Source organism: Flavobacterium sp. PL12, from assembly GCF_039123485.1.
Lineage (GTDB): Bacteria > Bacteroidota > Bacteroidia > Flavobacteriales > Flavobacteriaceae > Flavobacterium > Flavobacterium weaverense.
The window spans coordinates 1-17454 of sequence record NZ_JBANDI010000027.1 but is presented as its reverse complement, the minus strand read 5'-3'; the positions used below and the strand labels follow the sequence as shown (position 1 = coordinate 17454).

General features: G+C 33.1%; 11 protein-coding genes. 6 read left to right on the top strand and 5 right to left on the bottom strand.

The genetic code is table 11. The features are described 5' to 3' along the window. Nucleotides 1-92: 92 nt before the first annotated feature. From RCH19_RS12365 to RCH19_RS12345, 5 genes are all read right to left on the bottom strand, one after another. A complete protein-coding gene (locus tag RCH19_RS12365) occupies nt 93-1049 on the bottom strand; it encodes an aldo/keto reductase (protein ID WP_343023482.1) in 957 nt (318 codons plus the stop codon). Nucleotides 1050-1193: 144 nt separating this feature from the next. Then, nucleotides 1194-2735 carry an acyl-CoA carboxylase subunit beta gene (locus RCH19_RS12360; protein ID WP_343023481.1) on the bottom strand — a complete coding sequence of 514 codons (1542 nt, stop codon included), beginning with the start codon at nt 2733-2735 and terminating at the stop codon, nt 1194-1196. Between the two features lie 107 nt (nt 2736-2842). Beyond that, nucleotides 2843-4282, bottom strand: a complete 1440-nt coding sequence (gene accC, locus RCH19_RS12355; RefSeq protein ID WP_343023480.1) for an acetyl-CoA carboxylase biotin carboxylase subunit — start codon at nt 4280-4282, stop codon at nt 2843-2845. A gap of 144 nt (nt 4283-4426) precedes the next feature. Continuing rightward, entirely contained in the window at nt 4427-4912 is a 486-nt protein-coding gene (locus tag RCH19_RS12350) for a biotin/lipoyl-containing protein (protein ID WP_343023479.1), read from the bottom strand. A 101-nt stretch (nt 4913-5013) separates the two neighbouring features. Beyond that, entirely contained in the window at nt 5014-7206 is a 2193-nt protein-coding gene (locus RCH19_RS12345; protein ID WP_343023478.1) for a radical SAM protein, read from the bottom strand. 658 nt (nt 7207-7864) lie between these two features. Between RCH19_RS12345 and RCH19_RS12340 the strand changes: the two genes are divergently transcribed. From RCH19_RS12340 to RCH19_RS12315, 6 genes are all read left to right on the top strand, one after another. Further along, the gene (locus tag RCH19_RS12340) at nt 7865-8473 is read left to right on the top strand and encodes a sigma-70 family RNA polymerase sigma factor (protein WP_343023477.1); all 609 of its coding nucleotides are present in this window, start codon (nt 7865-7867) and stop codon (nt 8471-8473) included. 91 nt (nt 8474-8564) lie between these two features. Then, on the top strand, nt 8565-9680 hold the full coding sequence (locus RCH19_RS12335; protein ID WP_343023476.1) for a FecR family protein: 1116 nt from the start codon (nt 8565-8567) through the stop codon (nt 9678-9680). A 148-nt stretch (nt 9681-9828) separates the two neighbouring features. Beyond that, entirely contained in the window at nt 9829-13542 is a 3714-nt protein-coding gene (locus tag RCH19_RS12330) for a SusC/RagA family TonB-linked outer membrane protein (RefSeq protein WP_343023475.1), read from the top strand. A 10-nt stretch (nt 13543-13552) separates the two neighbouring features. Further along, entirely contained in the window at nt 13553-15034 is a 1482-nt protein-coding gene (locus RCH19_RS12325) for a RagB/SusD family nutrient uptake outer membrane protein (RefSeq protein WP_343023474.1), read from the top strand. Between the two features lie 12 nt (nt 15035-15046). Beyond that, on the top strand, nt 15047-15907 hold the full coding sequence (locus tag RCH19_RS12320; RefSeq protein ID WP_121924313.1) for a substrate import-associated zinc metallohydrolase lipoprotein: 861 nt from the start codon (nt 15047-15049) through the stop codon (nt 15905-15907). 74 nt (nt 15908-15981) lie between these two features. Continuing rightward, the gene (locus tag RCH19_RS12315) at nt 15982-17313 is read left to right on the top strand and encodes a DUF4302 domain-containing protein (RefSeq protein ID WP_343023473.1); all 1332 of its coding nucleotides are present in this window, start codon (nt 15982-15984) and stop codon (nt 17311-17313) included. The last annotated feature ends 141 nt before the right edge of the window (nt 17314-17454 follow it).

Sequence of the window (17454 nt, the reverse complement as noted above, 5' to 3'; positions counted from 1 at the left end):
ATATAAAAAAAATGAATATTCGAGTTTTATGAAGAAAAGTATCAATTGTACAGTAATGGAATTAGGGAGAAATCATCGAATTCAAACATATTTTATTTTAAAACACTTTCAATAGCTAGCAATTCCTCTTTCGAAAATTGCAATGTTTTTGTACTATCAATATTGTTTTTTAGTTGCTCGACTGAACTTGCACCAATCAACACTGACGAAATTCGACTATCTTTTAGCAACCACGCTAACGACATTTGTGCTAATGACTGATTTCGATTCCTTGCTATCTCATTTAACGATCTAATTTTTTCAATTTTTCCCTCTGAAACTTCCTCTAATTTTAAATGACCATTAGGATTCGAAGCTCGTGAGTTTTCAGGCACTCCCTTAAGATATTTATCGGTTAACAGTCCTTGCGCTAAAGGTGAAAAAGCAATGCATCCTACTCCTTTTTCTTCAAGAACATCAAGCAACCCATTTTCAGGCTCTCTAACAAACATTGAGTATTTGACCTGATGAATTAAACATGGTGTTCCTAATCTTTTTAGTATTGCGGTTGCTTCAGCTGTTTGCTTTGGATCATAATTAGAAATTCCAGCATATAAAGCTTTCCCACTTCGCACTGCATAATCTAAAGCCATCATTGTCTCTTCCAAAGGTGTTTCGGGATCAAAACGATGAGAATAAAATATATCAACATAATCTACATTCATTCGCTTTAAACTTTGGTCTAAACTAGACAATAAATATTTTCGCGATCCCCAGTCACCGTAAGGACCGTCCCACATGGTGTAACCCGCTTTTGTAGAAATAACAATTTGATCTCTTAAATTTCCCTGAAAATTATTTTTTAAAATTTTTCCAAAGTTAGTCTCTGCTGAACCAGGAACGGGACCATAATTGTTAGCTAAATCAAAGTGAGTAATCCCTTTATCAAAGGCAGCTTTGACGATACTTTCTCCATTTTCAAAATTATCAACCGAACCGAAATTATGCCATAATCCTAAAGAAATTTGCGGTAATAACAAGCCGCTTTTCCCACATCTATTGTATTTCATTGTATTTATTTTTAAAACTCAGTTGTTGATATTCCAAAGTTAAGACAACAATTTTATTTTTTACTTTATTTTAAATTTATTAATTAAAAACATAAAAAAAACCAGCCCTATAAGCTGGTTTTGATACTTTATAATATGTTCTCCTTATAATGGAATATTTCCATGTTTACGATTTGGCGTAACGCTCACTTTATTTTCAAGCATACTAAAAGCTTTTAATAGTTTTGTTCGAGTATCTTGTGGTAAGATAACCTCATCTACAAAACCACGTTGAGCAGCTGTGTATGGATTTGCAAATAAGTTAGCATACTCAGCCTCTTTTTCTAATAATTTAGCTTCTTGATCTGTCGCTTCATTTATTTCCTTTTTAAAAATAATTTCAGAAGCGCCCTTAGCACCCATTACTGCGATTTCAGCAGTAGGCCACGCAAAGTTCATATCAGCACCAATATGTTTTGAATTCATCACATCATAGGCTCCTCCATATGCCTTACGAGTAATTACCGTAACTCTTGGAACAGTTGCTTCGCTCAAAGCATATAATAATTTTGCTCCATGGACAATGATTCCATTCCACTCTTGATCTGTCCCCGGTAAAAATCCTGGTACATCAACTAAAACTAATAACGGAATATTGAATGCGTCGCAAAAACGAGTAAATCGAGCTGCTTTTTTCGAACTATTCACATCTAAGCAACCTGCTAAAACCATAGGTTGATTTGCGATAATACCAATGCTTCTTCCTCCCAGTCTTGCAAAACCAACTAAAATATTATCAGCATAATTTTTATGAATTTCGAAAAAACTGTCTTCGTCTATAATACCATTAATAACAGCATGCATATCATACGGTTTATTAGGGTTATCAGGTATTATATTTAGTAATTCTTCTCTAACTTCATTCTTTAACTCATAAGGAATATTAGCCGGAACTTCTTTATTACTTTGCGGCAAATAGCTTAATAAACTCTTCAAATCTTCTAAACATTCTACATCGTTTGTTGAAGTATAATGTGCCACTCCCGACTTAGTTGAATGCGCGCTTGCTCCACCTAATTCTTCTGAAGTTACTGTTTCGTTAGTTACTGTTTTTACTACATTTGGTCCAGTCACAAACATATAGCTCGTACCTTCTACCATCATTGTAAAGTCGGTCATTGCAGGAGAATAAACTGCTCCACCAGCACATGGCCCCATAATAGCCGAAATTTGTGGAATTACCCCTGATGCTTGCACATTTCTAAAGAAAATATCAGCATATCCACCTAAAGATCGAACGCCTTCTTGTATCCGTGCTCCACCAGAATCATTCAGTCCTATCATAGGTGCTCCCATTTTTACTGCCATGTCCATTACTTTACAAATTTTTTCTGCGTGCGTCTCAGATAAAGAACCTCCAAAAACAGTAAAATCCTGTGCAAAAATGTAAACTAATCGTCCATTAATAGTTCCATATCCCGTAATAACACCGTCGCCATAATAAAGCTCCTTTTCCATACCAAAATCTGAAGTACGATGTGTAACTAAAAGTCCAATTTCTTCAAATGAACCTTCATCCATTATATACTCAACGCGCTCTCTTGCGGTTAATTTTTTATTGGAATGTTGTTTTTCAATACGTTTTTTACCACCACCTAAATGGGCTTCAGCAATTTTATTATTAAGTATGCTTATTTTATCTTCCATGCTATATTTTTATTAACAATTAAGCCACCATTTAGTTACTTAAAAGTATAAGAATTATTGATAAATCACTTCAAGTTTTAGAACATCTAAAAATAAATTTATTATTTTTAGTTTGGTAAACGCACTATTTTTTGATCTTCAAAATAATGTTTCATCGCTATCAAAGCTGCTATTTCGGCCTCTTTATTCATTTGTGTTTTTAATACATCTGCGTTGTAATATTTTTTAACAAAGTGCGTATCAAAATTACCAGAACGGAATGCCTCATGTTCAAAAACAAATTTGCCAAAAGGTAAAGTTGTCTGCACGCCTTCTACATGATAATCAGAAATTGCTTTAATCATCAATTGAATCGCTTCTTCACGCGTTTCACCGTAAGTAATTAGCTTTGCTAACATCGGATCATAATAAATAGGGATGTCCATTCCTTGTTCAAAACCATTATCTACACGAATGTTTTCACCAAAAGGTAATTGATACAACTCTAAATGACCTACGCTTGGTAGAAAGTCATTCATAGGATCCTCAGCATATACACGCAATTCAACAGCATGTCCCTTAATTTTCAAATCTTCTTGTTTGAATGCTAAAGCTTCTCCTCTGGCAACTCTTATTTGGAGTTCCACTAAGTCTGTTCCAGTAATCCATTCCGTTACCGGATGTTCTACTTGCAAACGAGTATTCATTTCGAGGAAATAGAAATTATTATTTTCATCTAATAAAAATTCGACAGTTCCAGCGCCAAGATAATCACACGCTTTAGCAACTAAAACCGCTGCTTCTCCCATCTTTTTTCTTAGTTCTGCAGTTAAAACTGATGAGGGTGCTTCTTCAATCACTTTTTGGTGACGACGCTGAATACTACACTCTCTTTCAAATAAATATAGAATAGTTCCATGACTATCAGCCATCACTTGGATCTCGATATGCCTTGGTGACGCAACATACTTTTCGATAAAAACAGAACCATCCCCAAAAGCTGCGATGGCTTCACTTATTGCTCTATTCATCTGAGATTCAAAATCACTTTCAGATTCTACTACTCGCATGCCTTTTCCACCACCACCTGCAGAAGCTTTAATCAAAATAGGAAAACCAATTGCTTTTGCTGCCAGTTTCGCTTTTTCAATATCAGTAATTGCTTCGTCAACACCTGGAACCATAGGAATGTTATATTCTTTTACGGCATCTTTAGCCGCTAATTTGCTTCCCATAACTCGGATAGCTTTAGATTTTGGACCAATGAATATGATGTTGTTTTTTTCACATTCTTCAGCAAAATCAGCATTTTCACTTAAGAAGCCATAACCAGGATGAATAGCATCTACTCCTAAACTTTTTGCAACTTCTATAATTTTACTTCCTAGCAAATAGGATTCGCTTGAAGGCGCTTCTCCAATACAAACTGCTTCATCAGCAAACTTTACGTGAGGTGCATTTCTATCCACTGTGGAGTAAACTGCAACAGTTTTAATACCCATTTTTTGAGCAGTTTTCATCACTCTAATGGCAATTTCTCCTCGATTTGCAATTAATATTTTTTTCATTATTCTTAAATTTTTATTTTTTTGCCGCAAAGGCACCAAGTCACTAAGTCATTTTTTATTTATTTTGTAACCGTTTGGCGAAAAGATGTAAAGCATAGATACTTTACAAAAACCTTAGTGTCTTTGCGCCTTCGTCGCAACATTCTACTCAAATTCAATCAAAAGCTGTCCTTTGTCAACTGCATCTCCAATTTTCACTGAAATTGATTTAATAATTCCATCGCGAGGAGAAAGAAAACTGTTTTCCATTTTCATAGCTCCAAGAATAATTAGATTATCATTTTGTTTTACCTCTTGACCAACAATTACACTAATTTCTAAAATTAGTCCTGGCATAGGAGCTTTTATGAAATTTACTTGTTTTGTATGACCTACTTCAAATCCCATTTCCTTAATTAAAAGATCTAATGGATTTGAGATCGCTACTGTATATGTATTGTTATTTACTTTGACAGTATATTTTTTTTGATTGAAATCAGCAGATAGAATTTCTGCTTTGTAGGGTATATTTTCATGCAGTACGTGAAATTTATTATCTTCCACAGAAACCGAATCTAATATTGAAACACTTTCCTTTTCAATATCAAAATGAAAAGCGTCATTGACATTTACTTTATAACCAATACTCATAAGTACATTTTTTATTGGCCGTAAAAATAAGGAAAGAAATCGTTTTCGTAATTTTAAATAACTAGTTTTATGCTAAAATGGTATAGTTTTATGTAAAAAAGTTATAAAACTAATAAACCATAGTCTCTTAAGGTCTTTATTGGTTTAGAATACCAGAATAATTCAAAATCCTCTAAAACACTTTCAAAATCAGCTTTAACTTCCTGAAATGTATACGTTTTTGCGTTAGACACCTCTAATTTTTTCAGAATTTCGGTTAGCCATTCTCCTTCCGCTTTATTAGTTTGAAGACTAAAACTTTCTTTTTTATCATGGAAAGTTAACGTTGCCATTTCCCATGAACTTCCTTTTTTTGTTTTGGTAAAAAAAGCTGTTGACGGATTTCCGCCCAACCAAACTATTTTTGCACTAGATTTTATATTAAAATCATTTTCTTCTTGCAAAGCGTCGAAAATAAAATCGTGAGGAATTCTTGTTTTCGGAATTTTAAAATCAAACCAATCTTGCAGTTCATAGTCAAAACAAATGCCGTGCATGAAATTAAATAAGGATTTTTTAAGTCCAAAACTAAATTTCTCATGATCGATTCCTGTGGAATCTACATAATTAATGTCATTATTAGCAAATGTTCCGATTGCTTCTGTTTCTTTTTTTACACCAAATTTCTCGGGATACATTCCAACAGGACTATGCGCTGTCATAGCGAATTGATGCCAAAAACCAGATTGTAAAACACCAACTTCAAACAATTGTCTAACCATTTCTAGACTATCAACTGTTTCTTGGATGGTTTGCGTAGGATAGCCATACATTAAATAGGCGTGTACCATTACTCCTGCTTCAGTAAAATTTCTAGTAACTTTTGCAACTTGCTCTACCGTTACTCCTTTATCAATGAGTTTTAGTAATCGATCTGAAGCTACTTCGAGACCGCCAGAAACAGCAATACAACCTGATGCTTTTAGCAGCAAACATAAATCTTTACTAAAACTTTTTTCAAAACGAATATTAGTCCACCAAGTCACGGCTAAATTTCTTTTCAGTATCTCTAGTGCTAAGGCTCGCATTAGTGCAGGTGGTGCAGCTTCATCTACATAGTGAAAACCATTTTGCCCAGTTTTCTCCATCAATTCTTCCATTCGATCGCACAATAAATTAGCGGCGACGGGCTCATATATTTTTATGTAATCCAAAGAAATATCGCAAAACGTGCATTTTCCCCAGTAACAGCCGTGAGCCATAGTCAATTTATTCCACCGTCCATCGCTCCACATTCTATGCATCGGATTGACAATTTCAATGACAGAAATATATTTATCTAAAAGTAAATCAGAATAATCTGGAGTTCCTACTTGTGATTGTTTGTAATCTTGCCTAGTAGAATTATTTTTGTAAACAACTTTCCCATCTTCTAGGAGAAAAGTACGCTTATATTTTTTTTCTGGTCCTTCTGTAGTTAATGCTGTAATCAGTTCTTCAATTGGAACTTCGCCATCATCTAAAGTTATAAAGTCGAAAAACTCAAAAACACGAGCATCAGATAAGGAACGCAATTCCGTATTGGGAAATCCACCACCCATAGAAATTTTAATATGAGGATGATTTTGCTTAATCCATTGTGCTGATCGAAATGCAGCGTATAGATTTCCAGGAAATGGAACAGATATTAAAAACAATGTTGGTTGTACGCTTTCGATTCTTTCTTTCAAGATCGAAATTAAAATAGCATCTATATATGTTGTTTCTTGCTGTAAGGTTTCATATAATTCATCAAAAGAATTAGCGCTTCGACCCAAACGTTCCGCATAACGACTAAAACCAAAATTTTCATCAATACATTCAACTATAAAATCTGAGATGTCTTCTAAGAATAAAGTCGCTAAGTGCTTTGCTTTATCTTGAGTTCCCATAGTACCAAAAGCCCAATCTAATTCTTCTAACTGTGCAAATCTTGATGCTTCCGGCAGGAAATCATCCTGACAAATTTGCAATGCTAATGTTGGATTTTTTCCTTGTAAAAATGCGATAACAGCATCGATTGTTTTAATATATTCTGATTGTAATGCAAAAATCCGTTGTGAATTATCAGACACATCACTGTCCATTTTAGCATTGAAAAATAAATCACGCAATCCTTGTTTTGAAAACAATTTTAAAATTACTTCAATACCAAAATCAGCTTGTACTGAATCTACATTTATAGTATTTAAAAAACCTTTTATATAAGCAGTAGCAGGATACGGAGTATTCAACTGTGTAAAAGGTGGCGTAATAATTAAAAGTTTGGTTTTCAAAAGTGCGATTGTTTTGTGCAAAAATAAGGGTTATTTATATAGTTTCAATTAAAAGATCTTTTAGAAATCTTTAAAACTGTCTTCTTTACATTCTAGAACTTTAATTAGCAATAACTATTGATAATAATCAAAGCTTTGCAGTAGTGCTTGAACATGCATTAAGTTAATTTTTTTTTCGATTTGCATTTTTTTTCATAAGTGCAAGGAAACCATTTAGTATTCTACAATTATTTAGTAAGAAATATATTGTGAATTATTTTAAAAAAAAATAAAACTATAAGTAGGATAGATTTTGAAAAATGATGAAACTAATGAAAAATACTTTTTCGGCAATAAATAATCGATGAGTAATTTTAGAATAGAAAATGAATTGTTAACTCTTTAAAAATATCGCTTTGTAATCTAAGTTAGATTAAAAAGTAAATTTTTTAGAAAATCAAATATAGTTGCATTATATATTATTGTTCTCTACAAAAAACTCGTAAGCGTTGTAGGAACACAAAATTTAAATAGTATTAATTAATAATTAATACAGATTACCACCATTAGGCTTAGTATTCACTATATTTTTTGATTTATTTTTTGTTATTCAATTTTTTAACCGTAAAATTACAAAAAATTAACACGAATTTAATAATACCACCATCCATACCCTATTTTGAAAATTCAAATTAAAAAAAGCACTCATAATAATGACTTAGCCCTTTGGAGTAATCTAAAATTGGGTGATGAGAAAGCATTTTCGCAACTTTTCGAAAAATACTATTCTGATTTAGTTCAGTATGGAAATTCATTTTCCTCTTTTACAGCTAAAGTCCAGGATTGTGTTCAAGATGTTTTCACAGATATTTGGATTTATAGAGAAACATTGAATAATGATGTCATTGTGAAAGCATACTTATTAGCAAGTGTTAGAAAGAGAATTGCGCGACATCAAGAACGTGATCGAATTTTTCGTAAAAGTACAACTGTAGATGCTATTGAGTTTTTATTTGATTTCTCAATAGAACATCAGCTTATTGTAGATGAAACTACCTCTTTTGCAGTTTCTAATTTGAATAAACTTTTAAATGATTTACCAGCAAGACAAAAGGAAGCACTATATCTTAGATATCATGAAGGTTTAGCAGTGGAGGAAATTGCAGAAACGCTTGAAGTCAATTATCAATCTGCAAATAACCTACTTTATCGTGCAATTTTAAATTTAAGAAAAGAATGGAAAGGTATAATTGTGTTATTATTGTCACTATTTACACCCATACTATAGTATTTTTTCACTTATTATAAAAATATTCATAATTAGGTGAGTATATAATTGTAAAACTGTCCTCTCTGTCTTTTTAATCCATACTGTATTGATGCATAAGCGTAACGATTTTACTGAAATAGAAGACTTTTTGTCCGACGAGTCATTCCGACGTTGGGCGAAATACCAAGTTGATCAGCATCATTGGGAAGAATGGACTTTAGAAAATCCTAAACGTGCTAAGTTAGTCGAAGAAGCTAGACTTTGGATTTTAGCGATGAAAGTGGAAAGGCCGATTTTGGACGAAAAATCGATTGAAAGCGCCTTAGACAAAACATGGAGTAAAATAAATGAAGCAGAACGAGCAAGACCTCTATTTCGAAAACAGAAACAAAAAATCTGGCAATACAATTGGATTACAAGCGCTGCCACAGCAGTCTTATTTGGAGCATTAATTTTTAGTTATTTTAATACTTCCCTATTTTCGAATGACAGCACACTTGTTTACCATGAGTTAATTCAAGAAAATGAAGAAGGACTAGTGGAGCAAACCAATAATTCGAACAAGCCACAAATTATAACATTGTCAGATGGTAGTTCAGTATTGCTTCTCCCAGATAGTAAATTAAGCTATCCTAAAGCATTTTTAGGAAATGAACGTAAGGTCTATTTAAGTGGTGAAGGATTTTTTGAAATTAGTAAAAACCGTAAAAAGCCTTTTTATGTTTACGCTAATGAAATCGTAACAAAAGTAGTGGGCACAAGTTTTAGAATAAGAGCTTATGAAAACCAACCGAATATTGAAGTTCTTGTTCATACGGGCCAGGTTAATATAAAATCAAACGAGTCTGTGGAAGATTCTAGTACAAAAGAATATGTGTTATTACCAAATCAAGCAGTTCGATTTATACGCAAAGGTTTAACGTTTAATAAAATTAGTGAATCAGCTGCAGATAAAACATTGTCACAAACTAAAAATAATATTGAGGATATAAATTTCAGTTTTGCGGATGCGCCAGTTTCTAAAATTTTAGAACTAATAGAAAACGCTTATTTAGTAGAGATTGATTTTCCGAAAGACAAATTAAAGAACTGCTATTTAACAACTTCTTTAAATGACCAACCTTTGCCAGAGAAATTAAAAATCGTCTGTAAAAGTCTTGGAAACAACACGACTTATGAAATGAATGGAAACCAAATAATTATAACATCTGAAGGATGCGACTAACCTAAAAGCCTATGTGAAATAAATACAAAAAGCGTCGAAAATGCTGTAACATTCCCGACGCCTAAAAAGAATCAAATTTTCCTCTGTAAAGGTCAATTTGCATGTTCAAAATACCCGTTAAATAGTACTAATAAAACAAACCAAAATTATGAAAAAAACTGTTGTCAAACAACGATTACTCTATCGAATCATGAAAATAACATTAATTCAATTTGTTCTTGCATTTGTGTTTTCCACCATCACGATGGCAAACAGTGTGAATGGACAGAGAAAACTAGACACTAAAGTTACGGTTAGCATTGCTAACATGACTTTAGAGAATGCCTTGTCAAAACTTGAAAAAACAGCCAATGTAAAATTCTCATACAATTCAAGAATTAGTCAACTTAATGAAAGGGTGACAATAAATGCTACAAGCGAATCTTTATCTACTGTTCTTAGCGAAATTTTAAAACCGTTAAACATTGGGTACAGCGAAGTAAGCAACCAAATTATATTACAAAATAATACAGCGCAAACTTCTGAACTGAAAGGTTTTGAAGCTATTCCGACTTTAATTGAAAAATTAACTGTTGCTCCTATTGTTAGAGGTAGAGTAATTGATGAGTCAGGTATGCCACTTCCAGGAGCGACTATCTTAGCAAAAGGAACGAATAAAAGCGTAATAACTGACGCTGATGGAAACTTTTCAATTGACATGCCAGAAAATAGTACGAGGATCATTGTTTCGTACATTGGAATGGAATCTCAAGAAGTATCAATCAAAACAACGGCTATGACTATTGTTTTAATTGATAAAGAACAAAGCTTAAAGGAAGTAGTTATTACAACAGGATATGAAAAAACATCTAAGAGAACTTTTACAGGAGCGATTAGTAAAATTTCTGGAAAAGAACTTTTTGTTGAAGGTGTTGTTGATATTAGTAGAATGATTGAAGGAAAAGCAGCGGGTGTTACCGTTCAAAACGTTACGGGAACTTTTGGTACTGCTCCAAAAATTACTGTTCGTGGATCTTCTTCTATCTTTGGAGATACAAAACCATTATGGGTAATTGACGGAATCGTTCAAGAAGATATTGTTAATCTTTCTTTTGCTGATTTAGCTTCTGGAAACTCAGAGACTTTATTAAGTTCTTCTGTTGCCGGTTTAAACGCAAGTGATATCTTAAGTATTGAAGTACTTAAAGATGCATCTGCAACTTCTATTTACGGATCAAGATCTTTAAATGGTGTTGTAGTTGTAACTACAAAACAAGGTAGAAGAGAATCTCCTTTAACTGTTAGTTATTCATTAGACCAAACCGCTAGAACTGTACCTAGCTACAATCAGTATGACATCTTGAATTCTCAAGAGACGATGAGTATATTGAAAGAAATGGAATCTAAAGGTTTTCTAGATTTACCATCAACTTCACAAGGACGTTACGGTGGAGTTTTCAATATCTTAGCTAACGCTATCAACAAATACGATGAAACAAGCGGAACTTACGGTGTAAAAAATGACGAGCCAAGTAGAAATACATTTTTGAGAAAATATGAGTTAGCAAACACTGATTGGTTCAAAGTTCTATTTAGACCTTCTATAACTCAAAATCACTCGTTAAGTTTTTCTGGTGGTGGAAAAAACAATGCGTTTTTTGCTTCACTTGGATACTATACTGATCCAGGATGGACTGTTGCTGATGGTGTGAACCAATTAACAACAAACCTTAAAAATACTTTTTTCGTTAATGATAAATTAAGTTTAACATTATCTACACAAGCATCTGTAAGAGACCAGTCAGCTCCAGGAAGTTATGACAGTTTAAGAGATGGTGTAAGTGGAAGTACTACGAGAGATTTTGACATCAACCCATTCAACTATGTTTTAAATACAAATAGAACATTGCGTGCATATGATGACAATGGAGATTTTGAGTACTACAGAAATAACTGGGCTCCATTAAACATTGTACAAGAATTGAAAAACAATTACATGGAAATTAAAGTAAAGGATATTCGTTTTCAAGCGGATTTAGCTTACAAAATTAATCCAAAGTTAACTTACAACTTCACTGCTAATGCGCGTTACGCAAATACTACAAGAGAGCACAACATTCTTGAAAATTCAAACATAGTAGGTGCATATAATGCTCAAGAGACTACAATTGTAAGAGATCAAAATATATTTTTATACCAAGATCCTAATAATTTAACTGCGCCTAAAGTTTCTGTATTGCCAAATGGTGGAATATTAAGATCATTTACAAATGACTTAACTTCTTACAATATCAGAAACAGTTTTAATTACAGAAATGTATTTAATGAAGTTCATGAATTAGAAGCTTTATTTGGTCAAGAATTACGTTCTGTAGATAGAAGCAGTTCTAACTTTACCGCTTATGGATTGCAGTATGACAGAGGTTTAACAGCTTTTACAGATCCTAGGATTTTAGAGAAATTAATCAATGGTGGAGAATCTTACTACGCTTTCAATGAAGAAAGAGAAAGAACAGTTGGTTTCTTTGGTAAAGTAGGTTACACTTACGATCGTCGTTATACTGGATCAGTTACTGGACGTTATGATGGATCTAATAGACAAGGAAACAGTAACTCTTCAAGATGGTTGCCTACTTACACTTTTAGTGGAAAATGGAATATCATGGAAGAAGATTTTATGAAAGATGCTAAAACTGTTAATACTTTAGCTTTAAGAGGCTCTTATGGTCTTACGGCAACAGCTGGACCAGCTACAAACTCATTAGCAATTTACAAAAGTTTCATCACTGATCGTCTTAACTTAGGTGATAGAGAAACTGGTTTAAACATAGATGAGCTTCAAAATGGAGATTTAACTTGGGAAAAACAATTTGAAACAAACATTGGTTTAGATTTAGGTTTATTCAACAACAGATTGCAATTTACAACAGACGTTTATAGCCGTAAAGCTTTTGATTTAGTTGATTTCGTAACTACATCAGGAATTGGTGGACAGAAACTAAAGCAAGGAAACAATGCGGATATGGAAACAAAAGGTATTGAGTTTTCTATAAACACAAGAAACCTTAACGATACTAGATTGAAATGGTCTACTAGTTTCAACTTCTCAGTTTACGACCAAAAGATTACTAAGCTTCAAAACAATCCAAGAGTTTTAGGATTGATTGATGGTACTGGAGGAAATACTGTAGGACATCCTAGAAATGCCTTATATTCTTACCAATTTACAGGATTGAATACACAAGGTTTACCAACCTTTATTCAAGCAGATGGACAAGCAGACAATGTGGCTGGAGCTAACTTCCAAGACATTGAAAACATCACTAAATACTTGAAATACGAAGGATCTATCGAGCCTAATAAATCAGCAGGTTTGTCTAATACATTTACTTATGACAACTGGTCATTAAACGTATTTATAGTAGCTGCAGGTGGAAATAAAGTTCGTTTGAACCCTATCTATTCAGATTCTTATGATGACTTAACAGTATTTACTAAAGAATTTACAAACAGATGGGTAAATGCAGGTGACGAGTTGGTTACAAACATTCCAGTAATTGCTGATCAAAGATTAATTGCAAATTACGCAGCTCAAGGTAAAGATTTGACAAGAGCTTACAATGCATACAACTACTCTGATGAACGAGTTGCTGACGGGGCATTTGTAAGATTGAAAAATGTATCATTAAGCTACGAATTTCCAAAAGATTTAAAGAAAGGATTAAGTCTTACAACGATGTCAATGAAAGCATCTTCTGCAAATCCTCTATTGATTTATTCTGATAAAAAATTGAATGGTCAAGATCCAGAATTTTACAGAACAGGTGGAGTATCACAACCAATAACTAGTCAATACACATTTTCATTAAACGTATCATTTTAATTAAAAAAATATGAAAAAATTAAGATTAACCCTATCGTTACTTGTTCTTATAGGGATCACCACTAGTTGTGATGACTTCCTATCTGAAGTACCTGATAATAGAACCCAACTTGATACTCCACAAAAGATATCTGAAATATTAGTAAATGCATATCCTCAAGCTAGCTACATGGATTTTGCTGAAACTATGTCAGACAATGCTTTTGATAGTGAGAACTTAACTGGTACTACTATAAAAAATAGCCAAAATTTTAACTGGGAAGAGCTTGATGATGTACAAAGAGACACACCATCATTTTACTGGGACGCTTGCTATAGTGCAATTGCGCACGCTAATCAAGCGATTGAGGCTATTGATAAATTAGGTAATCCAGCAAACTTAAACGCACAAAGAGGTGAAGCTTTAATGGCTAGAGCATACTCACACTTTATGCTTGTAAGCATCTTTTCTCAAAGGTACAACCCTGCAACTGCAAAAACAGATTTGGGAATTCCTTATATATTAGAGCCTGAAACTGTATTATTAAAAAAATATACACGTAATACTGTTGAAGAAGTTTTTGATAATCTTGAAAAAGATATCGAGCTTGGATTACAGTTTGTAGGTGATGACTACGACCAACCAAAGTTTCACTTTAACAAAGCAGCTGCTAAAGCATTTGCCAGCCGTTTCTACCTTGTTAAAGGAGATTGGGATAAGGTTTTAGCGAACTCTGATGACTTAAGCAGCCAACCTGAAGGTAAATTAAGAAGTATTGCTGGATATAACTTGCTTGATACTACAACGCGTTTAAATATTTATTCTCAAGCTTCTGAAAACTCAAATTTATTGGTAGTTTCAACTTCTTCATTATATAACAGAACGATTAGAAGTAATCGTTTTGGATTAACAGGTGCAGAAAGAAACACAGTATTTGGAACAGCGACTAATTTATTTAACAAAGCTTGGTTGTATTCTAGTTTTTCTAGTAATGGATCAATAACAATATTTTTACCAAAATTTGTTGAGTATTTCAAATACACTAATGCGAATGCAGGTATTGGTCTTCCTTATGTAACAAATGTTTTACTTAGTAATGAGGAACTGTTTTTAAACAAAATCGAAGCTCATATTATGAAAAATGAGTTAAACACTGCTAATGCTGAAATGGAATATTTCCTATCTACGCGTACTACAGGTTTTTCACCAACAGCAGACAAAGTTACCGAAGCAAGAGTAGTTGCTAAATATCCTGTTATTGCAGATGAATTTACTCCATTCTACAGCTTAACACCAGTTCAAGCATCGTACATTAAAGCGGTTGCGGAATTAAGAAGAATTGAGTTTATACATGAAGGACTTAGATGGTTTGATATCAAACGTTTTAATTTAAAAGTTACTCACAAGATTTATAACAAACCAAATAATGTATTAGTGAAGGATGATTTGCGTAGAGCAATTCAAATACCTTTATATGTAACTAATACAGGAGTTGAAAAAAATCCACGTTAATAAAATATAAATATGAAAATATTAAATAAATACAAAAAATTAGCACTGCTATCAGCAGTAGTACTTTTAGGTTCTTGCACAGGAGACGAGCCATTAAAAGAAAGTCAATTAGATTTAACTGTTAAACCTAAAACAGAATTAGACAATTGGATAGATACAAATTATTTACTTCCGTACAATATAAATGTACAGTATAAATGGAATCCAAATGCGGTAGATAACAATAGATTTTTGTATCCACCGATACAATCTAAAGTACAACCAGTTTTAGAAATTGTACAGAAGATTTGGTTAAAAAGTTACGCTGACGTTGCTGGACCAAATTTTGTAAAGAACATAGCTCCTAGAGAATTTGTACTGGTAGGTGGTGTAAATCTAAACACAACAGGAACGATCACATTGGGTTTAGCTGAAGGTGGAAAAAGAATAACTTTCTTTGAAACTGACAATGTAGATAAAAGAAATCGTTCTAATATTAAGCGTTTTTTGAGGACTATTCAGCACGAGTACATCCACATTTTAAATCAAACAAAACCGTTTGACGAAAAATCAATGGCTACAATTACTCCAACGGGTTACTCATCTGCATGGTATAACACAACAGATGCAGTTGCGCTTGAAGAAGGTTTTTTAACGGCTTACGCTAAATCTAACATTAATGAAGATTTTGCAGAAACGGCAGCTACTATACTTGTGAACTCTAAAGCAGAATATGCTTCTATATTAGGAACAGTTGTAAGTCCAGTTGCACTTGCAAGTATAAAAAGTAAGGAGGCAATTGTAGTTAAATATTACAAGGATGCTTTTAACATCGACTTATACAAACTAAGAGATGCAGCTGAAAATAATACTAATGATGTTATTAACAATTAATAGTTTCCAACAGGAGCTTTGCTTTTAAAGCTCCTTAAAAAAATCTCATTTATCATAACATAAATTAAAAACACATGAAAATAAAACAAATTATTAATTATCTTTTGGTCGCACTTTTAGCGATCCAATTGGTTTCTTGTGATAACAAAGAAGCTATAGATTCGCCATTTAGTGGCACTCCTACTGAGCGATTAAACGCTAAGGAGAAAGAATTGAACGACTTATTAATGTCGTCAGAATTAGGTTGGAAAGCAGTTTATTTTACTGACAACACACAACTTGGAGGATTCACGCATCTTTTTAAATTTAAAGATGGGAAAGTTGATATGGCTTCTGATTTTAACAACGATACTTCTATTCAATCAAGTGAATATGATATTATTTTAGGAAGTACTGTAAGTTTAGTGTTTACAACAAAAAATAGAATCCATTTACTATCAGACTCTAATAGCTTTCCGATTGCTTCTTTACAAGGTAAAGGATATTTAGGTGATTTCCAATTTCTTTACTACGGACAAGAAAATGGCGAAATCATTTTTAGAACTAGCCGTAGCTTTCAAGAAGTTCGTTTTGTAAAAGCAAAAGCTACAGATTGGACAGATTTAGCTCAAAGTAGATTAATGGTTCCTAATGTTGCGGGAGCGACAACTCGTCCTTTATTTAGACTTTTAGAGATAAATGATGGAACTAAAGTTAGTCAGTTTGACTTTAATTTTACTAGCGCATCACGTTTTGCAACATCAAACTCAATAGAAACTGGTTCAAGTGTAACAAACAATATTGGTATTGCTTATACTCCTACTGGTATTATTGTAAGCCCTGCTGTAAAAGTGGGAAGCCAATCACTTTCTGCATTTACTTATGACGCAGCAACAGGTAACTTTAATGCAACAGGAACTGCAGGAGTATCTGCATCGATAAAATATTCAACTAAGCCTCTAGTTCTTACTGATGATTTTAAAGGTGTAGTGAATGGTCCAAGATTAACTTATGCTTATATTAATGGAGATCTAAAAGGAGCACAAACTAACTCGCTACTTTTTAATAATTTAGTAGCTGCTGCAAAAGCAACACTTTTACCAACTCAAGACTTTAATAGGATTTCATTAATTTTCAATGATCCTGTTAATGGTACTTTCATTCAGTATTCATTTACTGGAGGAAAAGGAGCGATCAATCACTATTTAATTGCTAAAGAAGATCCAGTTAATAAAACAATCAAATTAACAGATGATGGATGGTCCATGGCAACACCGCCAGCATTCCTTGCCGATATTGACAAACAAATCCTAGATCCTGCAGGACTTTATCTAAAGAAAGAGAAATTCACAATTAGATATAGTAATACAATCTACACATTCACAAGTGCATCAAGTAATTTCAGAATGACTACTTACGCACTATAACTATTAAATTTGTTTTACTTAGTTGGAGAAGGTTGCCCCTAAAAAGGAGGGCACTGAAAAAGTCTTTCTAATAAATTGACACATAAAAAGGAGTAGATATCTATGGATTTCTACTCCTTTTTTCTTATATTTAAGTCTAAT

Excerpts from the sequence above, each read along its gene's own strand:
- RCH19_RS12365 (WP_343023482.1), bottom strand. The coding sequence starts at position 1,049 with ATGAAATACAATAGATGTGGGAAAAGCGGCTTGTTATTACCGCAAATT.
- RCH19_RS12360 (WP_343023481.1), bottom strand. The coding sequence starts at position 2,735 with ATGGAAGATAAAATAAGCATACTTAATAATAAAATTGCTGAAGCCCAT.
- accC (WP_343023480.1), bottom strand. The coding sequence starts at position 4,282 with ATGAAAAAAATATTAATTGCAAATCGAGGAGAAATTGCCATTAGAGTG.
- RCH19_RS12350 (WP_343023479.1), bottom strand. The coding sequence starts at position 4,912 with ATGAGTATTGGTTATAAAGTAAATGTCAATGACGCTTTTCATTTTGAT.
- RCH19_RS12335 (WP_343023476.1), top strand. The coding sequence starts at position 8,565 with ATGCATAAGCGTAACGATTTTACTGAAATAGAAGACTTTTTGTCCGAC.
- RCH19_RS12330 (WP_343023475.1), top strand. The coding sequence starts at position 9,829 with ATGAAAAAAACTGTTGTCAAACAACGATTACTCTATCGAATCATGAAA.
- RCH19_RS12325 (WP_343023474.1), top strand. The coding sequence starts at position 13,553 with ATGAAAAAATTAAGATTAACCCTATCGTTACTTGTTCTTATAGGGATC.
- RCH19_RS12320 (WP_121924313.1), top strand. The coding sequence starts at position 15,047 with ATGAAAATATTAAATAAATACAAAAAATTAGCACTGCTATCAGCAGTA.
- RCH19_RS12315 (WP_343023473.1), top strand. The coding sequence starts at position 15,982 with ATGAAAATAAAACAAATTATTAATTATCTTTTGGTCGCACTTTTAGCG.